This is a genomic window from Kitasatospora sp. NPDC056076 (assembly GCF_042266305.1).
Classification (GTDB): Bacteria; Actinomycetota; Actinomycetes; order Streptomycetales; family Streptomycetaceae; genus Kitasatospora.
Map to the genome: position 1 here is coordinate 18258 of NZ_JBHJWG010000005.1, position 26380 is coordinate 44637.

Below are 26380 nucleotides of genomic sequence, written 5' to 3' on the forward strand. Positions count from 1 at the left end.
CCGCGGACCGCGCGGACGGCGCAGACAGCGCAGTCCGCGCAGACGGCGCAGTCCGCGCACACCCCTCGACCCGAACCACCGACCCCGGGAGACCTCCCATGCAGTCCAGACGCGACCAGGTGCAGGCTCACCTGTTCGTGATGAGCCGGGTCTCCTCCGGAATGCTGCGCGGCGAACCCGACGCCCCCGACACACCCGTCGCCCGGACCACCCGCGGCGCCACGGTCGGGCTGGCCGTCGGACTGCTGATCGGCGTCGGCGTGGGCGTCTACGGGCTCGTCAGGCCCGGCGGCGCGACCGCCTGGCAGAAGCCCGGCACCCTGGTGGTGGTCAAGGAGAGCGGCGCCCGCTACCTGTACGCCGACGGCCTGCTGCGCCCGGTGCTCAACCAGTCCAGCGCCCGCCTGCTCGCCGGCGACCAGTTCCGCCTCGCGGAGGTCAGCGCCGCCTCGCTGGCCGGCACCCCGCGCGGCCCCGCGGTCGGGATCCTCGGCGCCCCCGACGCCGTCCCGGCCGTGCGCGACCTCGGCCCGGCCGACTGGTCGGCCTGCGCCACCACGGCCACCCAGGGCACCCGGATGCTCCCGCAGCTGACGCTCTCGGTCGGCCTGCGCCGCAGCGGGCGCCCGCTCGCCGACGACCAGTCGGTACTGGCGGCCGGGCCCGACGGCACCCCCCAACTGCTCTGGCACGGGCACCGGTTGAGGATCGACACCGCGAACGGGGGCCTGCGGGCGCTCGGCCGGGCCGCCGCCACCCCGTACCCCGTGACGGCCGGCTTCCTGGACGCCCTCCCGGTCGGACCGGACCTCAAGGCCCCGGACCTGCCCGGCCGGGGCACCCCCGGACCGGCGATCGCGGGCCTGCCCAGCAAGGTCGGCCAGCTGTTCGCCGGGCCCGGCGGCGAGCACTACCTGCTCGCCGGGGACGGCCTGGTGCCGCTCGGCGAGACGCTGTTCCGGCTCGTCCAGGAGGACCCGCGGACCCAGCGGGACGCCTACGGCGGCGCGGCCGTCACCCCCGGCCCGGTCGGTCCGGCCGACCTCGCCGCCCACCAGCCGCCCGCCGCCACCGCGGCCGCCTGGGCCGGCACCGGACTCCCCGCCCGGCCACCGCAGCCGACGGCCGTCGGCCAGGGTCAGGCGCCGTGCGCCGAACTGGGCCCGACGGCCGACCCGGGCGCGGTCACCCTCACCCTGGCGGACGCCGCCGACGGCCGGCCCCCGGCCGCCCAGCCGGGCGTCGCCCCGGCCTGCGGCGGCGCCGACCTGATCGCGGTGCGCCCCGGTGGCGGCGCCCTGGTCCGGGCCGTGACGGGCTCCGGCGCCGGCTCGACCGTCTACCTGGTCACCGACGCCGGGGTGAAGTACCCGCTGCCCTCCGCCGCCGCGGCCAAGCAGCTCGGCTACGACAAGGTCGCCCCCGCCGGCGTCCCGAACCGCCTGCTCGGCCTGCTGCCCACCGGCCCCGGCCTCGACCCGGCGGCGCTGGCCGCCGGCGGGGTGGTCGGCGGTGGGGGCGTCGGCGGCGCGGCGAACCCGACCAACCTGACCAACCCTTGCGGGGGCTGAACCCGACAGCCGTGCGCGCCCGTTCAAGATGCCGGGCCGCGCACGCCCCATCCCGAGGCACCGGCGAACGACCGGTGCCCGCACCCCGAGAAGGGACGACGCATGGCCGGCAACAGCATGCTCAACGATCCGGCGGTAGTGCAGCAGGTGCTGACCACCGTGGAGGCGCAGGACCAGCACATGCAGGAGACCCAGCGCCAGATCCACGCGGTGGTCGAGGAGATCACCGCGCACTTCCAGGCGGCCGCGAGCACCGTCTTCGTGGAGAAGATGCAGGACTGGCAGGCCAAGTACGACAAGGTCCGCGAGCAGTACAAGACCTTCCACGACCTGCTCACCAGCGGTTCCGGCCTGATCCAGGGCGCGGGCCAGGACTCCGTGCAGATCGTCTCCGGCCTCGGCGCCGGCGACGCCATCGTCAACGGCCTGAGCTGACACCGGCCTGAGCCGACACCGGGCCGGCGGGCAGCTGAGCCCGCACCACCCCACCACCGCTGACCGAAGGGAACGCACCATGGCAGACGACCGGATGGAACTCCACCACCAGCAGATCGACGAGGCCGCGGCGATGCTGCGCCAGCAGAGTCAGATGATGCACGAGATGATGGAGCAGACCCGCACCTTCCTCACCCAGGGCCTCGGCCACGAGCTGCACGGTGACTACGCCGACGGCGGCAAGGCCTACTCCGACATCCTGTCGAGCGCGGACGCGGCGATGACCGACGACGTCGCGAAGGCCGCCGCCGCCCTGGACGAGGTGCACGGCCTGATCCGGGACTCGGACAAGCGCGCCGGCTCCAACTTCACCTACTAGGACCGGGTGAGCCGCGGTGTCCGACGACAAGCCGGCCGACGACGGTCCGAAGAAGAAGCCGGCCGACGACCCGAAGAAGAAGCCGGGCGGGGAGGACGACGGCAACACCTTCACGGTCACCGACTCCTACCTGCTCGACTTCGCCCGGACCAAGCTGGTCAAGATGCTCCAGGACCTGCGGACCCACCCCACCCGGGTGGCGCTCCAGCAGTTCGTCCTGGGCATCGGCGGCGGGCAGTTCTCCGGCGACTACGCCACCCTGCTGGCCGGTGGCGGCACGGCGCTGCCGAGCGTCAAGCAGATCGAGTCGAGCTTCGCCAAGTACTGCCAGTCCCTGGAGAACCAGTTCAAGTCGCTGGAGGACCAGGTGCAGAAGATGATCGACGACCTGTCGAGGGCCGAGCGTGACCTCAAGAACGGAGCGGACGACGCCCTCTCGGCCGCTCAGATGATGTACCTGGTGCAGGACGTCCTCGGCGGCGGCGGACTCAAGGTCTGACCCCGACTCAGGGTCCCACTCTGACTCAGAGTCCCACTCCGAATCAGGGTCCGACCCTGACTCAGGGTCCGACCTCGTCCGTCCCGCGCACCGACCCCCTCCGACGGCGCCCGCGCCGTCACCCCCCTGCCCACGGGGCGGGCCGGCCCTCCCTCCGGCCCGCCCCGTGCCCCGACGCCCTGGAGCTGTGACCGCATGGCCGACAAGACCTGGGAAGACGTGCTGCCGGTCTTCGCGAGCAGCACCCAGACCACCTTCGTCCAGCGTTCCACCGTCACCGGTGACGACAAGGTGAAGTGGATCGCCAACCACAAGTGCGAGACGCTCAACTACTTCAAGCAGACCGGCGGCAACGAGGGCTACGACTGCTGGTGGTCGTACAACTTCACCGGCACCGACGGCGGGCAGTGGAGCTACGTCATCGGCTGCAACCTCAACTGGCCGCAGTTCGAGGCCGGGACGACCGACCTCGGGAAGTGGATCCAGCAGGGCTACGACGTCCTGATGCCGCTCGCCCACTCGCCCGCCGAGAACGACACCATGAGCGTCTGGAGCTTCGACACCGCCGCCGCGACGCTCCAGGGCGCCGAGCAGCTGCTCCAGACCTGGGCGCCGACGGTCAACGGCTGGGCCGGTGACATCGCCGCCCCCGGCGCCGACTGGCAGGGCAGCGCGGCCGGGGCGTTCAGGACCATGCTCACCATGTTCGGCGGCGAACTGGACGACCTCGCCAAGGACCTGCACGACAAGCACGTGTACAGCTACCTCAAGGACGCCCGCGACGCCGTCGGCAACGCCGTCCTGTCCATGTGGTACGGCCAGGACGACTACCGCAACAGCCGCGACGCCTGGCCGGTCAACCCGCTCTTCGACTCGCTGATCGAGGGGATGTCCTCGGCGCACGTCACCGTCGCCGAGACCTCGGTCACCAACTCCACCTCCGACGGGCCGACGATCACCGTCTACGGCACCCCGAACTTCACGGTCACCACCGCCTGGGGCGACCCGAACGGCGACGACTTCTGGAAGAAGGCGGAGCAGCGGGCCAAGGAGATCTGGCTCAAGAACGTCGCCGACCACCTCGACAAGGCCGCGAAGGAGGCCACGGCCACCCTCGACAAGGCGTACGTCCCCGCGATCAAGGCCCTCTCGGCGGGCGTGAAGACGCCGTCGATGCGGACGCCGTACAACCCGCCGCCGACGGACGACCCGTCGAAGACGGACCCCCTCGCCGACCTCGGCAAGAACCTCAGCACCATGAACGACAACATGAACAAGTCGCTGAGCGACATGAGCAAGGGGATGAGCGACAACTTCAAGAGCCTCACCGGCGGCCCGGGCGGCCTCGGCGGCCCGGACGGCCTCAAGGGCCCCGGCTCCACCGACCTCGGGCCCGGGCCCGGCCTGACCACCGGCCCCGGCAGGCTCGGCGGGCTCGGTGACCACGGCGGCCTGCCCTCGCTCGGGGACGGCGGTGGCTCCGGAGTGCCGCTGCTGGACAAGAACGGCAAGCAGATCTACGGCGCCGACGGCAACCCCGTCACCGTGCCGCCCGGCAGCCGCATCGACCCGACCACCCACCAGGTGATCGGCCCGGACGGCCGGCCCGTCCTCGGTCGCGACGGCAAGCCGATCACCGCGCCCGACGGGGCGAGCGTCGGCACCGGCTCGGGCGACCACATGAAGGTGCCGCCGGGCTCGACCGTCGACGACCAGGGCCGGGTGATCGGCCCCGACGGCAAGCCCGTCCTGGACGGCAACGGCAACCCGGTGGTCGTCCGGCCCGGTTCCCGGGTCGACTCCGACGGCACCCTGCTGGATCCCGACGGCAGGCCGGTCTCCGAGGTCTCCCAGCTGCTCGCCGACCAGCGGCACGCCTTCGACTCCGGCTTCGGCGGCGGTTTCGGCTCCGGTGGTGGGGGCGGTGACGGGCTGCTCCCCGGCAGCGACTTCGGGTCGGGCGGCTACCACCCGTCGGGCCTGTCGTTCGGCGACTCCGCCGGCGGCCTCGGCGGTCTCGGCGGGGGCCTGCCCGGCGGCGGCCTGCTGCCCGGCGGCCGCAGCGGCATGAGCGCCAAGTCACTGGCCTCCGGCGGCGATCCGAACACCCTCCAGGCCCGGACGGCCGCGGAGGCCGCCGCCGAGGCGGAGAAGGCCGCGGCGGCCAAGGCGGCCGCCGAGGCCGAGCGGGCCGCGCTCACCGGCAAGGGCATGTCGACCACCGGCGGGATGCCGCCGATGATGCCGCCCGGCGCGGGCGCCGGTGCCGGCGCGCCCGGCCAGAAGGAGAAGGACCGCCAGCGCACCACCTGGCTGGCCGAGGACGAAGAGGTCTGGGGCACCGAGAGCACCGCCGTCAGCGGCGTCATCGGCCGCTGACCACCAGCCACCCCCGCCACCGCGAAAGGAAGCACCATGCCCGCCACCGCCGACCCCTTCGGCCCCGACGGCCTGTTCGGCTCGATGAGCGCCGAGTTCGAACAGGCCATGGAGGCCCTGCGGGTGCAGAAGGAGAAGGCCGAGGCCGTCCAGGCCGAACTGGCCGCGTCCTCCGCCACGGTCACCTCCAAGGACCGGATGGTCACCGCCAAGGTCGGCCCCCAGGGCCAGGTCCTCGCGCTGACCTTCCACACCACCGCCTACCAGGAGCTGGCCCCCGCCCAGCTCGGCAGCCTGCTCACCGACCTGCTCAACGAGGCCCGGGCGAAGATGGGCGAGCAGGTCGTCCAGGCGGTCAAGGGCTTCGAGGGCGTCGGCGAGATGCTCCGGATGTCGATGACCGGCGGCAGCGACCTGGACCGGCTGCTGGAGCCGCTGCGCTCGATGCGGCCCGGGTACGGGGCGGACGCCGAGTCGGAGCGCCGCCGGGCCGGGCGCCAGGAGGAGTTCCGTGAGTAGTTCCTCCGACAACGTCTTCGCCAAGACCCAGGACCTCAAGCGGCGGTTCGCGGAGTTCGGCGAGTTGAAGACCCTGATCGACAAGATCTCGGACGAGGTCAAGCACATCAACGACGCCAACAAGAAGGTCGGCGGCGACGACGAGATCGGCAAGCAGTACCACCAGCAGGTGGACCAGGCCACCAAGGACCTGGAGGACCTGGTCCAGAAGATCAGCGAGGTCGTCGCGAAGGCCGGCGAGAACGGCATCAACCTGGTCGCGGACCTCGACTACGCGGAGGACACCGCGACGGACATCATCAACAGCCTCTAGGAGAAGCCCCCTTGTCGTACTCGTCGATCGACCCCGGCCCCAGGCTCGCCGACTTCTTCGGTGTGGTCTCGGGCTCGCCCTGGCCGGCCGCGAACGAGGGCGACATGCGGGAGATCCGCGACGCGTACGAGCAGCTTGCCAAGGACCTGCCGGATCTGCGCCGGCTGATCGCCACGGTCGCGGTCAAGGCCCGGCAGGAGTTCGAGGGGCAGGCCGCCCAGCAGTTCAGCCTGGCGATGAACCAGTTCATCGGTGTCGGCGGCGGATCCGACTACGTCTCGGCGGCCGCCGACACCGCCCAGGCGCTCGCCGACTGCGCGGGGGACGTCGCCAACCAGGTCGAGTACACCAAGTGGATGGCGATCGCCCAACTCGTCGACCTGCTCTTCGAGATCGCCATGGCCACCTTCTGGGCGCCGTTCACGTTCGGCGCCGACTTCGCCGGGCTGTCGCTCAAGTACTTCTTCACCCGCGAAGCGCTGACGCTGCTGTTGAAGTACCTGGTCAAGACGATCCTGATGCACACCTTCACCGGCCTGGTGAAGGGCGCGCTGATGGACTCGATCATCCAGGGCATCCAGATGGCCGACGGCGACCGGCACAGCTACGACCTGGACGCGTTCAAGCAGAGCGTGCTGAACGGCTTCGTCGGCGGACTGATCTCCGGCCCGGTCAGCGTGCTCGGGATGGGCCTCGGCAAGCTGATCGGCAGTCTGGTCGGCAAGAGCGGCGGGTCGGTGCTCGCCAAGGAACTGGAGACGGTCCTCAAGAGCGGGGACCAGGAGGCGCTCAAGCACCTCCTGGACACGGCGACCAAGCACGTGGGCGGCACGGCGCTCGCCGACCTGGAGAAGGCCGGGGCCAAGGCGCTCGGCAAGGGCCTCGGGGACGGTGTCGGGGAGGGCGTGGGCAAGGGCCTCGGGAAGGGGCTCGGCAAGGGCGTCGGGGACGGCCTGGGCGAGGGCGCGGGCAAGGGCCTCGGCAAGGGCGCGGGCAAGAGCGCGGGCACGGGCCTGGGCGACGCGGAGGCGAAGGCCTTCGCGAAGTCGATCGGCCAGGAGATGAACCACATCGAACCCTTCCTCAAGGCGGGCTTCGGCAAGGGGGGCGCCGACTCCCTCGTCGAGAAGTTCACCGGGAACCTCGCGGGCAGCTTCGAGAAGCACCTCGGCGGCGTGCTGGGCAAGGACGCGGCCAGGAACCTCGGCAAGGAGTACGCCGAGGCGTTCGTCGCCGGGTGGACCAAGCACGGCGCCGCCAACGACTCGCTGAGCACCGTGCTGCGCGGCGTCCTGGACCACGGCGGTGCGGACCTCGGAGAGCACGGGATCTCCGCGCTGGCCGACCACCTGCCGAACCTGGCCGCCCACCTGGGCGAGGGGAACCGGCTCTACCGGCTGGGCGCCATGCTCGGCGAGCAGCTGGTGGAGGCCGGACAGGGCAACCTCTCCGAGGGCCTGTACAACCTGGTCTTCGACGACAAGCACCAGTTCACGACCGGCTTCAACACCTTCGGGGCGGGCCTGGCGATGGGCCTGGTCGGGAAGGGCGTGCACCACCTCGTCCACCTCAGCGGGGTCGGGCACACCTGGGCCTCCTACATCGAGCACATCCAGACCAAGGCCCTGGACGACGGCAAGGGCGCCTACTACCCGGCCTACCACCCGCTGACGCTGTTCTCGCTGGCGAGCAACCTCGCCGGGCACGCCGCGCCCTTCCCGGTCCCCCGGCGCGGGCCGACCGACGAGGTGGTCAACGCGGGCCACGTCCTGGCCTACTCCCGGGGGCTGGGCGGGGCACCGGACGTCGAGTACGCCGCGCTGTTCGCCAAGGCCTTCGGCCACGCTGACCTGGAGACGCTGTTCGCCGACCCGGCGCCAAGGCCCGTCCCGACCACCTCGGGCGGGGGCGGCGCCGCCACCACCGCGAAGGGCCGGCCGGACGAGGGCGGTACGAAGCCCGACCGACCGGTACCCGTCCGGACCGAGGGCGGTACGGCCGAGGGCCCCGCCGGACGGCCGAAGCCCGTTCGTACGGACGACAGTGGGAGCGGCACCACCCTGGCCGACGACCCGGTCCGCCCGGTGCGGCCGGGCCGGACGGTCGGCGGCGTCGACGGGGCCGGGCACGCCACCGCCGGGGCCACCGCCACACCGCAGCCGTCCCCCCGCCGCCGGGGCCGGGACGAGTACGAGGCCGACCACGGCGGCAGCGACCTCCCGCTGCCGCCCGAACCCCCCAAGCGCCCCAGGACCGGGCAGGACGAGCCCCCGCGCCCGCTGGACTCCTTCCTGCGCGAGTTCTCCGACGGCGGGTACCGCGAGCCCGGCCCGGCGGCCCGGCACGCCCTCGAACAGGCCGTCACCGGCCCGGACGGACCGAAGAAGTTCGCCCACCCGAGGGAGTTCGTCGAGCTGGTCAACCCCGACGGCGACCACAGCCTGCTCGGCGACGTCAACTGCGTGGCGGCCGCGATGGCCTTCCACTCCACCTTCCGCGGCGAACCCCAGGTCGCGCCCACCCTGTCCGAGCCCCACCCGGGCGCGGCCGGCGACCTCCAGCACTGGGCCGGGCAGCCCGCCGAGTACCTGGGCCTCGGCGGGGCGGCCCTCGACGAGGTGGCCCTGCGGGTCGCCGCGGGCGGGCCCGGCTCGGCGGCGATCGTCCTCGCCTGGACCGGGGACGGCCGCGGCCACGCCTGGAACCTGGTCAACGTCCCCGGCGAGGGGCTGGTCTGGGTCGACGCCCAGCAGGGCCTGCACTCCCCGGGCGACCGCCCGCTGCCCCAGGACGTCACCCGGGTCTGGGCCATCGCCCACGACGCCGACGGCTGGCCGCTGCGCGGCGAAGGCCCGTTCAACTCCGCCGCCGAGCACCCGGACGAGCGGTCGGCCCACCCGACCCCGGCGAACGCCTTCACCGGCACCGACGGCCCGGGGCACTCCGCACCCGACGAGGTGCGCCCCGACGAGGTACGACCTGAAGAGGTACGCCCCGAAGAGGTGCACCCCACGCCGGTACGCCCCGGACCGGTCGGCCCGGAAACGGCGTTCGCGCCGCCGGGCGAACGGGTCCGGGTCGACGGCGACGGCCTCTGCCTGCTCAACTCGGTCGCCGTCAGCCGCCCGGACCACCCGATGACGCCCGAGGCCATGCGCGGCGCCGTCGCCGACCACCTGGCGAAGCAGGGCCCGGGGAAGCTGCCGCCCGAGGTCGTGCGCGGCTACCGCAAGACCGCGACCAAGGACCTGGGCGAGCAACTGGCCGGGCGGAGCCGCCCCGAACTGCTCGACGGCCTGCGGGACCTCGGCGTCGCGGACGTCGACACCCACGAGGTCGTCCCGGCGCCGCTGCTGCGCGACCGCTACGTGACCGCGCTCGCCAAGGAACTCGCCGGCCCCGGCGGAGACCTGGCGGCGGCCACGGCACAGGCGGAGCGCACCGTCCCCTGGAAGTTCAAGGACCCGGCCGCTCGGCGGGCCGCCGAGACGTACCTGCGCGACCACGGACAGGAGCCCGCGGCGGACCCGCACGACCTGCGCCGGCAGTACATCGACGAACGGGTCGCGCAGGGCGAGGACCGGACGACGGTCGAGCAGGAGGTGGGCTGGAACCTCGCGGACGGCGCCGTCGGCTCCCGGGAGCAGTTCGAGTTCCTGCTCGGCCGCCCGGAGCGGATCGGGCTGCACGACCTCTCCGACGCGGGCCTCGCCGACCTCCAGGTCCGGCACCGGACGATCTCCGACGCGCCGCTCTCCCCGGAGGAGTTCGCGGGGTTGCAGGACGCCGTCCGGAACTGGGAGGGGTCCTGGTGGCTCGGCTACGGCGAGACGTTCCCGCCGCTGCTGGCCGACGCCCTCGGCCTGCGGCTGCGCATCCTCGGCCCGGACGGGCTCGGCGGCCACACCGAGTACCTGCGGTACGGCCCGACCGACGGCCACCCGGTGACCGTCTACTACAACGGCACCGACCACTACGACGGCAGCCGCCCGCCGGTGGCGCTACCGACGGTGAGCAGCCCCGGGCCGAAGGGCCCGGCCGGGCACGACGGACCGGTGCTGCCGCCCGTCCCGCACGGCGTGCGCACCGTCAGCGGGGGCGGGGGCGTCGGTGACCGGCCGGAGCCGAAGCCCGAGCCGAAGCCCGAGCCGAAGCCCGAACCCAAGCCCGAACCCAAGCCCGAACCCAAGCCCGAACCCAAGCCCGAACCGAAGCCCGAGCCGAGCCGCCCCGAGGTGCCGAGCATCGTCATCACCGAGGCGGAGCACGACCCGCTGCTCCACCCCGCCCCGCCGGCCTCCCCGCCGGAGTCCCCGCCCGCGTCGGTGCTCGCCATGTCCGTCCTCTCCACCGAGTCCGGCGAGGGTCACGCCCTCCAGGACCCCGCCTTCACCCCGGCGAAGCCGCTCGGTCCCGACGAGCTGCGCCTGCCACCGACCCGGATCACCCACCACCGCCGGCTCTCCGCCTCCGACCTCGTCGTCGGCCTGCACCACGGCGACACCGCCGTCCACCAGCAGATCGTCGAGCTCTTCGAGCACGCCTTCCGCGACGACCTGCCCGCCGCCCGTACCGTCGCCAAGGACTTCTTCGACCCGGCCGCGCTGCGCCCCCGGCTGACCGCCCTCTCCCGGGGCGACGTCTGGGAGGCGCCGTTCGAGACCAACGGGTGGAAGGGCCGGATCTCCGTCCGGGTGGACGTGGACGGCCTGGTCCACCAGGAGACCGCGAAGAGCGTCGAGTTCGAGAACGGCTCGGACCGGCACGCCTCCGTGGGCCTCCAGGGCGACACCCTGGACCGCCTCAACCTGGCCCTCCAGGCCAAGGTCAAGGCGGGCAAGGCCGACGTCACCGAGACCCTGGGCTACCAGCACGACACGGTGAAGGGCAGCAGCACGGTCGAGGTCGGCCGGTCGATCGCGCGCGGCAAGACCGTCGAGCCGGGCGCCCTGTTCGCCGGGAAGCTCCACCTGGCGATCGACTTCACCGAACTCACCCACCACGGCGAGCCCGTCCCGGCCGAGCCCGGCGAGCGGGTGCGGCGGCTGGACATCGGCGCCACCGTCGGCATCCCGGTCCGCGACACCCTGGACGTCCACGGTGCGCCCGTACCGCTCGCGAAGGAGAAGCTGTTCGCCCCGCCCCGGCGCGTGCTGGAGGGCCACCGGCTCGGCGGCTCCGACATCGTGCTGGACGTCTCCACCCACCGGCACGGCCGCCCGGACGCCGAGCAGCCGATGCAGGAGGTCCTGGACGGCGTCGAGCAGACCGCCGAGGAGGTGCTCGGCGGCCTGTGGCCGGCGCTGCGCGACAAGCTCACCGCGGAGCTGGACACCACCCGGCTCCAGCAGGACCTCAAGAGCATGATGTCCGGCGAGCCCACCCGGATCGAGGTGGTCGACCGGACCGGCCTGGTGACCGGCTCGGTGGAGATCACCGCCGCGGTCAAGGCCATGTGGCAGCACGGGAACACCCCGCAGACCGAGTTCAACGTCGGCACCGGCGTCCAGCGCGTCCGCACCGAGCAGGAGGGGGACGGGAACGGCCTCCAACTCCCGCTGCCCGGCGTGGTCTCCGGCAGCGCGGTCGACAAGTCGACCGGCTCCGGTGGCGGCGGCCTCCAGCTGATCAAGGACAGGGTGCGGATCTCCGGCAGCAGCCAGGAGGTGCTGCTCACCACCAAGACCAAGGGCCCCGGCGTGGTCTACGACGGCCGGGCCGAACTCACCCTGACCTTCGCGAAGGACTCCCCGCTCGGGAAGGCCGGCGGCACCGCGACCACCTCGGTCGACTTCCGGGCGCTGATCGAGGAGGCCGAGGCCCGCCGCGTCCAGGACACCGGAACCGGCGACCCCACCCTCTTCGTCGCGACCGAGGCCCCGCCGCCGCACCGGACGAAGGCGTTCGAGCCCGGCAGCACCGTCCCCAGCCCGCCCGACGCCGTCTGGCGGCGCCCCGACGGCACCGGCGGCGGCTTCGGCGACACCGCCACCGTCCGTGACCTGCCCACCGTCGCCCCGCTGCACCACCAGGTCGACCAGCTCGGCCAGCAGGTGCTCGGCGGTGCCTGGAAGGACGTCCGGCAGGACGTCCAGCAGCTGTTCAGCCACCCCCTGGTCGCCTCCCACCTGACCGCGATGACCCGCGGCACCCGGCTGGAACTGCCCGAGCAGACCGCCGCCGCCCTGCTCAGGCACGGCGTCAAGGTGTCCGCCACCGCCCACGTCACCGAGCTGGCGTACCAGCGGCCCAACGCCAAGGCCGAACTCAACCCGGTCGACGAGACCACCTCCTTCACCTCCGGCCGCACCCTGCTCTCGGACACCAAGTCCGTCCAGTTCGCGGGCGGCGGCACCGCGCCGCTGCCCGGCAAGACCTCGGTGGACGTCGGCGGCGGCTACTCCCGGCAGGTCCGCGACCGGGACGGCTGGCGCGACGGCAGCTCCCACAAGGTCTACGCCAACGGCAAGTACGCCCGCCCGCAGGAGATCTACGACGCCGGGATCGGCGTCGAGGTCAAGCTGACCGTCGACGGCAAGGAGCACACGGTCACCGTCCCGATCCGGGCCGAGATCAGCCTCGACGCCAAGGACACCGGCCGCTACACCGTCGGCCCGGACGGCCACGCCCGCTTCACCGGCCCCGGCACCGGCACCCCGGTCACCCACCAGGGCCCCGCCGAGCCGCACGACCCGCCGCGCCGGATCACCGACCGCGGCGCGCTGAGCGCCTCCGACGTCGTCCACAGCCTCGGCAACGGCGACACCGCCGTCCTGGACGGCATCGAACGCGCCCTCCGGCGGGAGTTCGGGTCCGTCCCGGACGACGTCCTGATGAAGATCAAGGGGCGGTTCGACCCGATCGCCCTCAAACCGCAGCTCTCCAAGCTGTCCCGCGGCGGCCGGCTCACCGAACACGTCTCCCTCCACGGCTGGGACACCACCGTCACCGTCACCGCCGGTCTGGCCAAGGACTTCCGGCACACCGACACGGTGGACAAGTTCGAGTTCGAGCTGGGCACCCAGACCCGGGCGACGACCGGCGCCAGCAAGGACCGCCGCATCCGCGACACGGTCTCGGTCCCGCTCCGCTTCAAGCTGCCCTACGTCGACCTCGGCCTCAACCTCGCCCACCGCAACGACTTCGTGCACGGCTCCGCCGTCGACACCACCGGCACCACCGTCAGCAAGGGCAAGACCGTCGAGCCCGCCGGACTGTTCAGCGGCACCGCCGAGTTCACCGTCCACATCGAGTCGAGGAAGCTCGGCCAGCAGGTCACCGCACCGGACCTCACCGTGCCCGTGCACACCACCGTCGCCGTCCCGCTGCGCGACGCCCCGAAACACGGCGAGACCGAGCCCGCACCGCCGAAGCAGCCGCTCGACGTGCCCGCCCGGATCGAGCGGACCCACCGCCTCGGCTCCTCCGACGTCGTCACCGACGTCCACCCGCTGCGCCCGCGCGGCGCCCACGGGAACCCGGTCGAGGACCACCGCTCGGTCGGCGAGACGGCCGTGGCCGGCCTCGACCGGCGCGGGGCCAAGGCGCTCGGCTCCGACTGGGGCGGCATGAAGCGCAAGCTTCTCGCCGAACTCGACGTCACCAGGCTCCAGCCGCAGCTCAAGTCGATGACGGCCGGCCACGAGATCGTGGTGAAGCACGGCCGCAGCACGGTCCGGATCACCGCCGCCGTCTCCCGGCTGGAACACACCGGCGAGACGGCCCAGACCGAGTTCAACACCGGCACCCAGGTGCAGAAGACCGTCGCCAGCTCGGACGGCGTCACCAGCTACGGCGCGGGGAACGGCAACACCGTCACCGTCTCCCTCCAGGGCACCAGCAACCCGCTGCCGATCGGCCCGGCCGTCACCGCGGGCGGCTCGGTCACCCACTCCCGGGGACACGACCAGCTCGACGTCCAGGCCCAGCGCAGCACCGCCGGCGCGGCCACCAAGACCAAGCTCGCCGGCAGCAGTTACACCGGCGAGGCGACGCTGTACTTCCGGATGGAACGCCGCCCGCTGCTCCCGCTCGGCGACCCGAACCGGCTGGTGCCGCCCGGCGGCGGCCACGCGCCCGGGACGGCCTTCGAGCAGGTCAAGTCGGCCGCCGGACAGGCCTGGCGCGGGATGCGCAAGCTCGGTACGACGATCCACACCGTCGACACCGCCAAGGTCGGCTTCGAGGCCTCGGTGGAGGCGGGGGAGGGCCGTCCGGCCAAGGGGCCGAAGGCCACGGCCTTCGAGGCGCCGGACCACCGCACCGCGCCCGCCCCGGCCCCCGCGCCCAGCGGGCCGCCGGTCGAGACGACCGTCAAGGCGCCGCCCGCCCGGGTCTGGAACGAGGGCCTGCGCGACATTGACGTCATGCGCTGGCTCGGCGACAGCGGCGGCGTGCAGGACATCCTGCGGCTGCGCGGCCGCGAGTTCTTCGGCGCCCGCACCTGGGACCGGATGGAGAGCCTCGCCCGCACCACCGCCGACCACGCCCAGCTCTCCAGCCACTTCGGCTCGGCCACCCGCGGCGAGGAACTCGGCACCCCCTCGCCGGGGCGGCGGCTGCTGGTGTCGGACGGCGGGGTGAAGGTCAACCTCAAGGTGCTGCAGCTGGAGTACGACCGCAGCGACGGCAAGGTCGAGCTCAGCCCCTCCAACGCGACCTCCACCAGCTCCACGAAGACCCGGCTGGACTGGTCGCTCTGGGGCGGCCAGGCCCAGGGTGGCGTCAAGACGGAGCTCGGCGACGCCGAGGCGACGTTCCAGGCCGTCGTCGGCGGCTCGCACCGGAGCCGGGAGGGCCTGGCACTCGGCGACTCGGGCCAGGTCGTCTCGCACGCGAAGTTCAACACGCCGATGGCGCGGTACGAGGGCTTCGCGGAGGTGGAGGTCGTCTTCTTCCAGGGCGACAAGGAGGTCGTCGAGAAGGGCGTCATCCCGATCACCGTCGACATCCCCGAGCGGGAGACCACCGCCGCCACGGTGATGAGCGACCACTACCTGGCGTTCAGCGCGGACCGGCCGGGGGGCGAGGCACTGCCCAAGTACCCGGCGGCGAAGCCGGAGGCGCAGCCGGAACCCGAGGTCACGCCCGCTCCGAAGCCGAAGCCGGAGCCGAAGCCGCAGCCCGTGCCGCAGCCGGAGCCGGACCGCCTCGGCAAGGCGGCCGAGGACGTGTTCAACTCCCTCGCCCCCACGCCGGATCCGGTGCCTGAGCACGTCCCCGTACCCGAGCCCGAGCCGGTCCGGGCCGCCCCGAGGCTCTCGGACGCGATCCCCGAGTCGTCCTGGTGGCGGCTGTTCATCGATGCCAACGTCCACCAGGAGGCGCTGGCCCACTCGCCCGCCGACGCGGCGAACCACCTCGACCGCACCAAGTACCCCGGCTTCCGGCAGAGCATGACCGAGCTGTTCCGCGAGGTGCTGGACGGTTCGCCCGGTGGCGGCCGCGACTGGTCGGTGGTCGACGTCCACGCCTACGAGCGGCTGCACGACCTGGCCACCCGCCACCTGGTCGAGGGCTCCGGTTCGAACGTCGCCACGGTGTGGTCCGGCAGCCGGGACGGCCTGCTCACCACGATGCGCGGCACCGGCCGCACCACCATGGCCTCCGACCTGCACGAGGACGTGATCAACGGCCGTCCGCTGATGGTGGACTTCACCGTCAAGTCCGGCCCCCTCCGGGACATGAAGCCACCGCTGGTGGCGTTCCAGCGCGGGCCCGGCGGCGAGGGCATGATCTCGATCAACTACGCGCACGGCGAGGCGCCCGGTCACGTCCAGGCCGTCCTGGACCGCTACTACACGGAGGTCGCGGCCGCCACCGACGACCGCGCGAAGCTCGTCGCGATCGGCAGGGTGACCCGGGCGTTGCAGATGATGCAGCCGTTCACGGATGCCAACAGCCGGGTCAACGTCAGCGTGCTGATGCAGAAGTTCCTGCTGGAGAACGGTTTCAGGCCCGCCGTGCTGACCAACTCCTTCGAGCTGTTCCTCGGCGGCTACACCGTGCACGAGATCGCCGACCACCTGGTCGAGGGCATGGAGCGGTTCGAGAAGTACGCCGCCGGATCGGTCGGCGACGAGTTCAACACCGCGGCCGGGCCCGCCGACCACACCCTGGTCACCGGCCTCGGCGACGCCCTCGGCCTGCCCGCCGGCACGGCGCCCGGCGACGCGGCCGTCCGGCACCACCAGGTGCTCGACCTGGTCCGGCTCGGGCGCTCGCTGTACGGCGACGGCGTGCCCTCGCTGGACGCCCCGGGCGTGCGGACCCTGCGGACCGTCAGCACCCTGTCGGACCTCGCGACCGCGAAGTTCCCCGGCGTGCCGACCCCGACGGCCGTCGCGAGCTATGCCCACCACCTGCACGGGACCGGCGCCCCCGGCGAGGGGATGACCACCGAGCACCTGCGGTCCGTCGCGGACGCCGTGCGGGACAACCTCGCCGAGGGCCGGCCGCTCACCGAGGACAACATCCGCAGCCGGATGCGGCCGGTCACCACGACCGACCTGCTCAGCGCGGACGACCTGCGCAAGATGCGCGGCCTCGCCGAGGAGGAGCCCGCCCCGGCACCCGCCCCCACGTCGCCCGGCGGTCCGACGGTGCGCTGGGACGCCGTGCAGTACCAGCCCCCGGAGGACGGGCGGACCCCGGAGCGCTTCGACGTCCATGACCTGTCCGACGGTGCCCCGTTGACGGCCGACGGCCTGGCGGAGAAGTTGATGCCGAAGCTGTCCTCGCTGGAGCTGGGCTCGTTCCGGCTGGTGCTGCGGGCGGAGGAGGGCGCGCTCGGCCCCGATCCGCTCGCCGTGGTGCGGCAGACGGCGGACATGCTGATGACGCCCGTCGATCTGCTGCTGGCCGACCACGCGGGCGCGGTGCGGCTGGTGAGCTTCGACGACGCGGGCCGCCACGGCGCCCCGCAGGAACTGGAGGTGCACCACCCGGCCACCGGGACGCGCTGGGAGGCGGTGCAGTACGAGCCGCCGGCCGACGGGCGGACCCCGGAGCGCTTCGACGTCCATGACCTCTCCGACGGAGTCCCGCTGACCGGGGACGCTCTGGCGGAGAAGCTGATGCCGAAGCTGTCCACACTGGAGCTGGGTTCGTTCCGGCTGGTGTTGCGGGCGGAGGAGGGTGCGCTCGGCCCCGATCCGCTCGCGGTGGTGCGCCACACGGCGGACATGCTGATGACGCCCGTCGATCTGCTGCTGGCCGACCACGCGGGTGTGGTGCGGCTGGTGAGCTTCGACGACGCGGGCCGCCACGGCGCCCCGCAGGAACTGGAGGTGCACCACCCGGCGGCGGACCCGACGGTCCACCCGCAGCCCGAGCCCGGGCCGGAGCACAACCCGGAGCACAACCCGAAACACAACCCCGAGCCGCAGCCGCAGCCGACCGTCGCGCCGGAGCACCGTCCCGACCCGCAGCCCGACCCTCAGCCGGGCCCCGGCCCCGAGCGGGTGCACGAGATGGTGGACGCCCTGGTCAACGCCCACGAGGGCTCCGACGTACGGTGGTTGGCCGATCCGGACAGCCCGGCCGCGCAGCTGCACGAGACCGGTGGCGCCGTCTCCCGCTTCCCCCGGGACCCGCGCTTCTTCTCCGTCGCCTTCCACACCGAGCAGGCCGACGGCGCCCCCACCTGGCACGGCGAGCGGGTCGGCCCGGAGGAGTTGGCGAGCGTCCTGGCCGAGCTGCGCGAGCGCGGTGTCTGGGCGGAGGGCGAGCCGCTGCGGTTCCCGGCCTGCGAGTTCGGCAGTGGCGGGGCGTCCTCGTACGCGGGTGAGGTGTTGCGCGCGCTGCGCGGGAAGGTGAAGGGCCCGCTGGAGGCGTACGTCCCCGAGGGCAAGCTGTGGTTCGTGCCGAAGCCCACCGGCCCGTTCACGGTGGAGGCGGAGGGCCCGGGTCATCTGGTGGTGGCCAAGGCCGTGGGCTTCGACGCCAACGGCCTGCCGGTCGTCGTGCCGGGCGGCAAGTGGCTCAAGGTCTCGCTGGGCGAGGAGCCGGAGGCCGTGTCCGGCGAGCACCCCCACCCCGCGCCGCAGGTCGAGGAGTTCGGCGCCCACCTGCCGTCCGACCTCTCGGCCCCGGCCCCGCACGAGGCGCTGCCGGAGGGCCTGCACTGGTCGCCCGGCCCGGAGGTGCTGCACGAGATCCCCGGCGCGACCGCGTTCGGTCCCAAACCGCTGCTGTACGGCACGCCGGAGTACGCCGCCGCGACGGCCTCCTTGGAGAAGAAACTGGGGGAGTACTGCTACGAGCTGCCCGGGGCGAAGGCGGCCGCGGCCACCGCCCTGGGCCGGCTGCGGGACGTGATCAGGGACGCCTTCCCGGAGGCGTCGCCGGCCGAGCACCTCGCCGCTCTGCTCAAGGACGACCCGACCTCCGCGGGGCAGGTCGGAACGGCGCTCACCGAGCGGCAGTTCGACCAGCTCCTCGCGAGCGGCAACCTGCGCGAGGTGATGACGGCCTTCTTCAACGGGGTGTTCTTCAAGGACTCCCCGATGAACCTCAAGTCCCTGCTCAACACGATCGTCGAGCACAAGCAGTGGGACCGCGCGGGGGCGCTCGGCCTGAACGTGGCGGAGCTCAAGAAGCAGGCGGAGTTCCTGGACGGCCCGCTGCGCAAGTCGCTGCACGACGGCCTCGGCCTGGCCAAGCCCGGGTTCGCCACGATGTTCGAGAAGGACGTCTTCGCCACCGGCAACGTGTTCGCCCAGTCGAAGACCTGGCTCTCCGACGGCGTCGACTACGTGAGCAGCATCCGGTCCCGGCTGCCGCGCCCCGAGCACGAGGTGCCCGCTCCGACGGCCCGCGAGCTGGAGCGGCTCGGGCTCCAACTGAGCCGCCGGGAGATGGAGTTCCTCAAGGTCAACCCGATGGCCTGGGAGCTGGTCGGGATCCGGCCGGAGGAGGTCCCGACCGAGTCCCTGCACCTGCTGCCGAGCGGTGAGTACGACCTCGCCCCGCTCCGCGCGGAGGCCGGGGTGCTCGGGGTGTACGTCGAGACCGACCCGGAGACCGGCGAGGGCCGGGTGATCAAGCTGGTCGAGCATCAGGGCGACCCGCTGCGGCCGGGGGAGATCGGGCCGGACCAGCCGCTCAGCTGGCGCACCGGCGAGGCGGTCCACCGGCTGAACCAGGACACGGCGTGGTACCGCTCGGTGAACGGTGAGCAGGGCATGCGGGTGGTCGCCGGCGTCTCGGCGACGGCTGCCAAGATGATGACGGCGTTCAAGCTGCTCGGCATCGACGCGTCGCACGCCGACGACATGGTCAAGGCGCTGTTCGGTTGGATGCTGCCGGTCAGCGACCACTCGGTGTACGAGATCCTCAAGGGCGTGGACGCCGTCGGCGCGACGCTGCCGCTGAACCCGAAGGCCCTGAAATCGGCGGAGGGGATGTACCGCAACCTGCCGGGCATCCCGCTCAAGGAGGTGCGCCGCCTGCTCGGCGATGCGGAGAACATGCTGCCGCACGAGCAGGTCTACGCGGCGAAGGTGCGGGCGACGCTGCCCGGCGGCGGTTTCGGGGAGCCCGGCGTCTTCCACGTGAACACCCTGGACGAGCGGCGCCGGATCTTCGAGCTGCTGGCCGAGGGGAAGGAGCCCTCGGGCTACGACCGCGACGACGTCGCGCGGGTCAGGAAGTGGCTCGACGTCAACGGGAGGACCCCGGCCGAGGTGCTGGAGTCGCTCACCCCGGCCCACTTCTACGCCGTGGCGGCGTACACCGGTCCGGCGTTCCCGCTGATCAACGTGATGATGAGGCCCGGCGGTTCGCTCGACCGGGTCCTGCTGATCCAGATCGAGCACGTGCTGCGGGGGACCGAGCTCCCCCAGTCGCTCGCCGGTCACCCGGCGATCCGCGACCTGGTCGGGCGGCTGGGTTTCGCCTCGAAGGCCGACGAGGCGGCGCACTACAAGCAGTTGACGGGGCTGGTCAGGACGCAGGTCCTGCCGGGGCTCAAGGCCGAGATGCGCGAGCACATCCGGATGCTCAAGGAGGCGCTGGACCAACTGCCCGGCGCCGAGGGCCGGGTCTACCGGGGCACCGCGTCGATCTCCTTCAAGAAGTTCACCGGCCTCTCGCCGGTCTTCAGGGGTTCGGAGCTCGTGAACAAGGACTTCTCCAGCGCCAGTCGCAGGTACGGCACCGCCGAGAAGTTCATGAACGGCCGGAAGACCTACCCAGGTCTGCAGAAGACGATGGTCAACATGACCCTCAAGGGCCACGGCGCGGGCAAGGACATCTCGGTCTTCTCCGTCCAGATCCAGGAGGACGAGGTGCTGGGCGTCCCGGGCGCCAAGCACACGATCATCCAGCGCCGGCTCGGCCGCAAGGGCGAGCTGCACATCGACGCGCTGGAGGCCTCCTCCTCCACCACCTTCGCCTCGCCGACCCAGCCCGGCACGCCGCGTTCGGCGGCCCTGCGCGCGACCGACGCCGAGCTGCGGGCGCAACTGGCCCAGCTCAGCGGCGAACGGGAGCTGGAGAACCACAAGAACCTGTGGGCCCTGGGACTGGCGATCGGGGTCCCGAACGCCGACCACCTCCCGTCCACGGCCCGGACCTTCCTGTTCACGAGTGAGAAGGACCAGAAGGAGATCGGCCTGCGGACCTGGCACGTCGCCCGGCTGACCGCCGACATCCACGGCGGCGCCAGGATGCTCGACGTCCCCCGGCTGACGACCATGCGCCGGGTCACCGACGTGGTGCGCGAGGGACTCGGCCTGAAAGCCGGCACGGTCGTGGAGAAGGACCACCTGGACGACTACGTGCGGAAGTTGAAGGGCGCCGAGCAGACCGCGAAGGTCGAACCGGGGGAGCGCCTGCGGCTGATCAGGCTCGTCGAGTCGCTCAAGGAACCGGAGTCGCACACCCGGGTCACCTCGGAGGCGGTGGCCAAGGCCTGGTCCGCCGCGCCGGCCCCCGGTACGCCCCGCACCCCGCGCCTCGGCGGCGGCTCGTACTTCCCGGGCACCCCGGGAACGCCGCACACGCCCGGCACCCCGCACACGCCCGGTACGCCGGGCCTGCCGCTGACCCCGGGGACGCCGGGCACCCCGAGCGGGCACGAGCTCGGGCTGCCGGACGACCCCGACGCCCCGGCCGACCACGGGCGGACCGTGCTCAGCCTCAGCGCGCCGATCGACCTGGCGAGCCGGATGCAGATGCAGGCGGCGATCAGCCTGTTCCCGCACGACACCCGCTTCCTCACCGTCTCCATGCACACCTCGGACGGCGTCCCGACCTACCGGGGCGGCGCCGTGCTGGCCGACACCGTGGCGGACCTCCTGCACGCCCAGAAGACGACGGGAGACTGGGACGGTACGAAACCCGTCCAGTTCGTGGCCTGCCGCCTCGGGTACGGGGTCGGTGCCAGCTTCGCGGCGGAGGTGATGGAGGCCCTGTGGCGGAAGGACCCGTCGATCACGGCCCCGGGCTACGCCGGTGACGGCGTCGTCTGGTTCGTGCCGAAGGTGGACCAGACCGGCACCGTCGACGAGTCGGCCCGCGGCTACCTGGTGGTGGCGGACAAGGTGGGCATGACCGCCACCGGCCGCCCGGGGATCAGTACCGGGGGCAACTGGTACCGGTTCGAACGGCCCACGGACGGCACGTTCACCCCGGTCGTCCACAAGCTCGGCCCGTACCTGCCGCCCGGCGGCGACTCGGCGCCCCGCCCCGAGAACTACTTCGGGGTCGACGACCCGAAGGACTTCGCCCGGAACGGCGACATCCGCGGTTCCGTACCGTTCCGCCAAGGCCCCCCGGACGCCGGGCTGGCCGACCAGATCTTCCAGGAGCTGATGAAATGACGCAGGAGTTCACCGTCGCGGCGGTGTTCGACGCCGTCGACCCGCTGACCGGCCCGGCGTTCGCCGACGACCACCCGGTCATCGAGGACGCGGCGGAGCGTGCGGCCCTGGTCGGGTACCTGGAGGCGGCGACGCCGGTGCTGATGACGCCGATGCTGATGGACGACGTCCTCGCCCCGGACCGCCCGGGCAGCGTGCCGATGAACTACCGCTGCGACGGCCGGTGGATCTGGACCGACACCGTCACCCACTACCTGCACCACTACGGCCTCGCCCCGGAGGCGGGCCTGCTCGCCCACGTCCGCGAGCGACTCGCGGCGTCCGGCGCGATGTCCGGCGCGGCGTCCGATGCGGCGTCCGGCGCGCCCGGGGTGCTCGCGCCGGACGTCCAGGAGCGGGCGGCGGCCTTCCTGCTGGCCCCGCCGGCGGCCGGGCAGGAGACGGTGTGGGAGGTCTCCGAGGGCAGTTGAGCAGCGCGACGGCCCCCGGCCTCAGCGGCCGGCCCCGGCCCGGCCCCGGTCTCAGCGCCGTCGGCGCAGGGCGGACGCGGCGCGGTCGGCGGCGCGGCCCTCGCGGCGGTGCTGGTGGCGCTTGAGGTACCAGGCCAGCCAGTGCAGGGAGTCCGCGAGTCCGTCCTGGCGGACCCCGGGCGGGAAGCGCACCGGACGGTCGAGCAGCGCCAGGACCTCCTGGAGCAGCGCCGGGACCGGGGCGGTGTGCTCCAGCCGGGCCTCGCGCAGCGCCAGGTTGGCGAGGGCGTGGACCAGCCCGCTGAGCTCGTCCTCCGGGACCGTGATGCCGCGGTAGCGGGCCACCGACTCCCGTGAGGCGGTATGGGCGTCCTCGTGGCGCTCCAGGTCGGCGTGGCGGATGCTCAGGTTGTTCAGGATCCGGGCCAGTTCCCGGGCCGGCGCGTCGGGGTCCGGCAGCGGCGGGCCGGGCGGCGCGTCGACGACGAGGCGCATCTGCTCGACGGCCTCGGCCGTCGCGGCGAGCGCGTCACGGTGGCGGCCGCAGGCGCCCAGGCGGGTGCCGAGCGCGTCGAGGGAGTTCGCGAGCAGCGGGCGGATCGGCCCGGGGGAGGACTGCAGCAGTCGGCGGTGGAGGCCGATCGCCTCGGTCAGCGGCTGGACCGCCTCCGCCGGGCGGCCGATCGTGCCGAGGAACAGCCCCAGGTCGTGGAGCGCGGCGGCCAGTCCCAGGACGGCCCGGGAGTCGTCCTGGCGCAGGCCCCGGCAGTAGGTCACGGCCTCGCGGTGGGTGGCGAGCGCCCCGGCGACGTCCCCCCGCGCGCTCTGCTCGCCCGCGCGGTGGGCCAGTTCCTCGATCCGCGGCCACGGGGCCGGTGACGCGTCCCGGGGGCCGGGCTGCGTCGCGCGGATGCCGTCCTCCGCCGTCACCACGCCCCGGCCGGCCAGCAGGGCGTCGATGGCGGCCAGCCCTTCGGGGTTCTCCGTGGTGAGGCGCCGGTGGACGGCCGCCATCAGTTCCCGGCACACGTGGGCCTCGGCCCCCTCGCCCGCGCCGGTGCGCCGCAACACCTGCGCGAACGTCGACAGGGCAACCCAGTACTCCTCCACCGCCGCCTGGCGGGTCGCGTCGAGCGTCCGGTAGCGGACCACGGCCTCGCGCAGGACGGGGACGGCCTCGGCGGCGGCGCCGGCCTCGTCGAGCAGCATGCCGAGGTCCGCCAGCGCGGAGGCCAGCCCGTTCCCGCTCACCGGCCCCGGCCGCAGCCGGTCCTCGACCCGGCGCAGTTCCAGGGCCTCCCGCACCGTCGCGAGGGCCTCGGCGCGGGTCGCGGACGGGGACAGCTGGTTCGCCAGGTTCTCCAGGGCGGCGGCGAGCAGGCGCCGGTACTCGTCCGGCTCCTCGGCGACCAGCGCCCGGAAGAGCGCGACGCCCTCGCGGGTGGGCGCCAGCGCCTCCGTACGGCGCTGCCGCACACCGAGCAGCCTGGCCTGTTCCACCAGCGCCTGCGCGAGCCAGGGCCGGCAGTCCTCCTCCCGGACGACCAGCCGCCCGAGGGCGACGCGCTCGGCCAGCACCGCCTCCAACTCGTCCAGTCGGCGCGGCAGTTCGGCGGGGCCACTGAGGAGGTCGGTCAGCTGGTCCAGGCCCGCTGCGAGCTCCGACTGCAGACGCGACCGCACCTCCCCCGTCGCCCGGCCGCCCTCGCGCAGCCGCTCCCTGGCCCGCTGCACCGCCAGCCGGGCCTGCGTCAACTGCCGTTCCGCGTCCGTACCCCCGCGCTGTTCCATCGGCCCCCGCCTCGCGCTCCGTCGTCGGCACCGTCCAGCGTAGCCGGTCGCACAACCCGGCCCCGGGCAAGGACGGTTGGTGTGGTCACGGGGTGACGGACAGCACGATCTTCCCGGTGGTGCGGCCGGCCTCGCCGAGCGCGTGGGCGGCGGCGACCTCCTCCCACGGGAAGACCGCGTCGGCGATCACGCGGAGCCGGCCGTCCTCGACCAGTCGGGCGATCTCGCGCAGGCCCTGCCGGTCGGGCTCGACGAGCATGAACTCCGCCCGCACCCCGGCCGCTTCGGCCTGCTCGTGGGGGAAGGTGCCGTCGAGGGGCAGCAGCGAGATCAGCCGTCCGCCGGGCCGCAGGACGCGCAGCGAGCGGGCCCAGGTGGCGCCGCCGACGGCGTCCAGGACGACATCGACGTCGTGGACGGCCTCGGTGAAGTCCCGGGTGCGGTGGTCGACCAGTTCGTCCGCCCCCAGGGAGCGGAGCAGGTCGTGCTTGGCGGCGCTCGCGGTGCCGATCACGTGGCCGCCGCGGGCCTTGGCGATCTGGACGGCCAGGTGGCCGACACCGCCCGCCGCGGCGTGGACGAGGACGCGCTGTCCGGGCCGGACGTCGGCGGTGTCGACGAGCGCCTGCCAGGCGGTCAGGCCGGCCAGGGGGAGGGCGGCCGACTCGACGTGGGTCAGGCCCCGGGGGCGGTGGGCGAACTGGCGGGCCGGGGCGGTGAGGTACTCGGCGTAGGCGCCCGCCGGGTGGGGGAAGCGGGGCATCCCGAAGACCTCGTCGCCGGGGTGGAAGAGGGTCACGCCGTCGCCGGTCTCCTCGACCACCCCGGAGACGTCGAAGCCCAGGCGGAAGGGCAGCGGCGTCCCGTCCGCGAACACCCCCCGCTGCCTGATCTTCCAGTCGGCCGGGTTCACGCCCGCCGCGTGCACCCGGACCAGGATCTCGCCCCGGCCCGGCGCCGGGCGCCGCACCTCGGTGATCCTGAGGACTTCGGGGGCCCCGGCGGTCTCCTGGGAGACGGCGCGCATGGTGGGGGTGGTGGTGCGGTCCATGATGACGTGCTCGCTTTCCACGGTGCTCCGCTCGGCCGTTCCCGGCTCCGCCCGCTGTTCGTGCCGGGCTCCCGGCACGTCGGAAGACTGCCGGGAGCGGAGGGCCCCCAGTAGCGGCTCGACGGCCATCGACTGAAAGGATCCGGCCATGCACCGCATCGGCGTTCTGGCCCTCGACGGCGTCGTCCCCTTCGAACTCGCCATCCCCGCGCGCATCTTCGGCGCGGCCCGTGACGAGGCGGGCGAGCGGCTCTACACGGTGGGCACCTGCAGCCTCGACGGCGGCCCGGTACGGGCCGAGGCCGACTACGGCCTCACCGTCACCCACGACGCCTCCCTGCTGGCCCGCGTCGACACCGTCGTCATCCCGCCCTCCCACGACCTCGGGGCCATCCGCGAGGAGGGCCGGTTGCCCGCCGCACTGCGCGACGCCCTCGCCGCCGTCCGGCCGGGCACCCGGATCGTGGGCATCTGCACCGCCGCCTACGTGCTGGCCGCCGCGGGGCTCCTCGACCACCGCCCCGCCACCACGCACTGGCGCGAAGCGGACCGCCTGCAGCGGATGTTCACCACCACCCGCATCGACCCGGACGTCCTGTTCGTCGACGACGGCGACATCTGCACCTCGGCCGGCGTCGCCGCCGGGATCGACCTGTGCCTGCACCTCGTCCGCCGCGACCACGGCAGCCGGATCGCCAATGCCGTCGCCCGCTCCTGCGTCGTGCCGCCCTGGCGCGACGGCGGGCAGGCCCAGTACGTCCAGCGCCCCGTCCCCGACCCGACGGCCGCCGGCACCGCCCCCACCCAGGCGTGGGCGATGGCACGCCTCACCGACCCCCTCACCCTGGCCGAGCTGGCCGCCCACGCCAACATGAGCGTGCGCACCTTCTCCCGGCGCTTCCGCGAGGAGACCGGCACCACTCCCCGTCAGTGGCTGATCCGGCAACGGGTCGACCTCGCCCGGCACTATCTGGAGACCACCGACTGGCCCGTCGACCTCGTCGCCCACCGGGCCGGCTTCGGCACCGGCGTCGCGCTGCGCCAGCAGCTCCACGCGGCGCTGGGCGTCGGCCCCCAGGCCTACCGCCGCACCTTCGGCCCCGCCGCCTGACCGGACCCGGCCGGTGAGGAGCTCACCGGCCGGTCCGT

At 73.4% G+C, this 26380-nt stretch carries 12 protein-coding genes; 10 read left to right on the plus strand and 2 right to left on the minus strand.

What is annotated here, in order from left to right; translation table 11 throughout:
- Window positions 1-98 precede the first annotated feature (98 nt).
- From eccB to ACFC1T_RS05900, 9 genes are all read left to right on the plus strand, one after another.
- Window positions 99-1571, plus strand: coding sequence for a type VII secretion protein EccB (gene eccB / locus ACFC1T_RS05860; RefSeq protein ID WP_375884062.1), 1473 nt, complete (start codon window positions 99-101; stop codon window positions 1569-1571).
- Window positions 1572-1673: 102 nt separating this feature from the next.
- A complete protein-coding gene (locus ACFC1T_RS05865; RefSeq protein WP_375884064.1) occupies window positions 1674-2006 on the plus strand; it encodes a WXG100 family type VII secretion target in 333 nt (110 codons plus the stop codon).
- Between the two features lie 79 nt (window positions 2007-2085).
- Window positions 2086-2385 carry a hypothetical protein gene (locus ACFC1T_RS05870; protein WP_375884065.1) on the plus strand — a complete coding sequence of 100 codons (300 nt, stop codon included), beginning with the start codon at window positions 2086-2088 and terminating at the stop codon, window positions 2383-2385.
- Between the two features lie 16 nt (window positions 2386-2401).
- Window positions 2402-2884: a hypothetical protein gene (locus ACFC1T_RS05875; RefSeq protein WP_375884067.1), complete on the plus strand. Its 483-nt coding sequence runs from the start codon at window positions 2402-2404 to the stop codon at window positions 2882-2884.
- Between the two features lie 195 nt (window positions 2885-3079).
- Window positions 3080-5263, plus strand: coding sequence for a hypothetical protein (locus ACFC1T_RS05880; RefSeq protein ID WP_375884069.1), 2184 nt, complete (start codon window positions 3080-3082; stop codon window positions 5261-5263).
- A 36-nt stretch (window positions 5264-5299) separates the two neighbouring features.
- Window positions 5300-5782: a YbaB/EbfC family nucleoid-associated protein gene (locus ACFC1T_RS05885; protein WP_375884071.1), complete on the plus strand. Its 483-nt coding sequence runs from the start codon at window positions 5300-5302 to the stop codon at window positions 5780-5782.
- A complete protein-coding gene (locus tag ACFC1T_RS05890) occupies window positions 5775-6095 on the plus strand; it encodes a hypothetical protein (protein ID WP_375884073.1) in 321 nt (106 codons plus the stop codon). Before ACFC1T_RS05885 ends, ACFC1T_RS05890 begins: the two co-directional genes overlap by 8 nt.
- An 11-nt stretch (window positions 6096-6106) precedes the next feature.
- Complete coding sequence (locus tag ACFC1T_RS05895) at window positions 6107-21919, plus strand: toxin glutamine deamidase domain-containing protein (RefSeq protein ID WP_375884075.1); 15813 nt, start codon at window positions 6107-6109, stop codon at window positions 21917-21919.
- Window positions 21916-22389: a hypothetical protein gene (locus ACFC1T_RS05900; RefSeq protein ID WP_375884078.1), complete on the plus strand. Its 474-nt coding sequence runs from the start codon at window positions 21916-21918 to the stop codon at window positions 22387-22389. Before ACFC1T_RS05895 ends, ACFC1T_RS05900 begins: the two co-directional genes overlap by 4 nt.
- Before the next feature lie 51 nt (window positions 22390-22440).
- Here ACFC1T_RS05900 and ACFC1T_RS05905 read toward each other — a convergent pair whose 3' ends face one another.
- Both ACFC1T_RS05905 and ACFC1T_RS05910 read right to left on the minus strand, forming a co-directional pair.
- Window positions 22441-24180, minus strand: a complete 1740-nt coding sequence (locus ACFC1T_RS05905; protein WP_375884081.1) for a tetratricopeptide repeat protein — start codon at window positions 24178-24180, stop codon at window positions 22441-22443.
- A gap of 85 nt (window positions 24181-24265) precedes the next feature.
- On the minus strand, window positions 24266-25231 hold the full coding sequence (locus ACFC1T_RS05910; protein WP_375884457.1) for an NADP-dependent oxidoreductase: 966 nt from the start codon (window positions 25229-25231) through the stop codon (window positions 24266-24268).
- 148 nt (window positions 25232-25379) lie between these two features.
- On the opposite strand from ACFC1T_RS05910, the gene ACFC1T_RS05915 reads away from it, so the two are divergent.
- Window positions 25380-26342 carry a GlxA family transcriptional regulator gene (locus ACFC1T_RS05915; protein ID WP_375884083.1) on the plus strand — a complete coding sequence of 321 codons (963 nt, stop codon included), beginning with the start codon at window positions 25380-25382 and terminating at the stop codon, window positions 26340-26342.
- The last annotated feature ends 38 nt before the right edge of the window (window positions 26343-26380 follow it).

Bases quoted from the DNA above. Each gene is read 5' to 3' on its own strand.
- ACFC1T_RS05870 (WP_375884065.1), top strand. From the start codon at position 2,086: ATGGCAGACGACCGGATGGAACTCCACCACCAGCAGATCGACGAGGCC.
- ACFC1T_RS05865 (WP_375884064.1), top strand. From the start codon at position 1,674: ATGGCCGGCAACAGCATGCTCAACGATCCGGCGGTAGTGCAGCAGGTG.
- ACFC1T_RS05900 (WP_375884078.1), top strand. From the start codon at position 21,916: ATGACGCAGGAGTTCACCGTCGCGGCGGTGTTCGACGCCGTCGACCCG.
- ACFC1T_RS05880 (WP_375884069.1), top strand. From the start codon at position 3,080: ATGGCCGACAAGACCTGGGAAGACGTGCTGCCGGTCTTCGCGAGCAGC.
- ACFC1T_RS05910 (WP_375884457.1), bottom strand. From the start codon at position 25,231: ATGGACCGCACCACCACCCCCACCATGCGCGCCGTCTCCCAGGAGACC.
- ACFC1T_RS05915 (WP_375884083.1), top strand. From the start codon at position 25,380: ATGCACCGCATCGGCGTTCTGGCCCTCGACGGCGTCGTCCCCTTCGAA.
- ACFC1T_RS05905 (WP_375884081.1), bottom strand. From the start codon at position 24,180: ATGGAACAGCGCGGGGGTACGGACGCGGAACGGCAGTTGACGCAGGCC.
- ACFC1T_RS05885 (WP_375884071.1), top strand. From the start codon at position 5,300: ATGCCCGCCACCGCCGACCCCTTCGGCCCCGACGGCCTGTTCGGCTCG.
- eccB (WP_375884062.1), top strand. From the start codon at position 99: ATGCAGTCCAGACGCGACCAGGTGCAGGCTCACCTGTTCGTGATGAGC.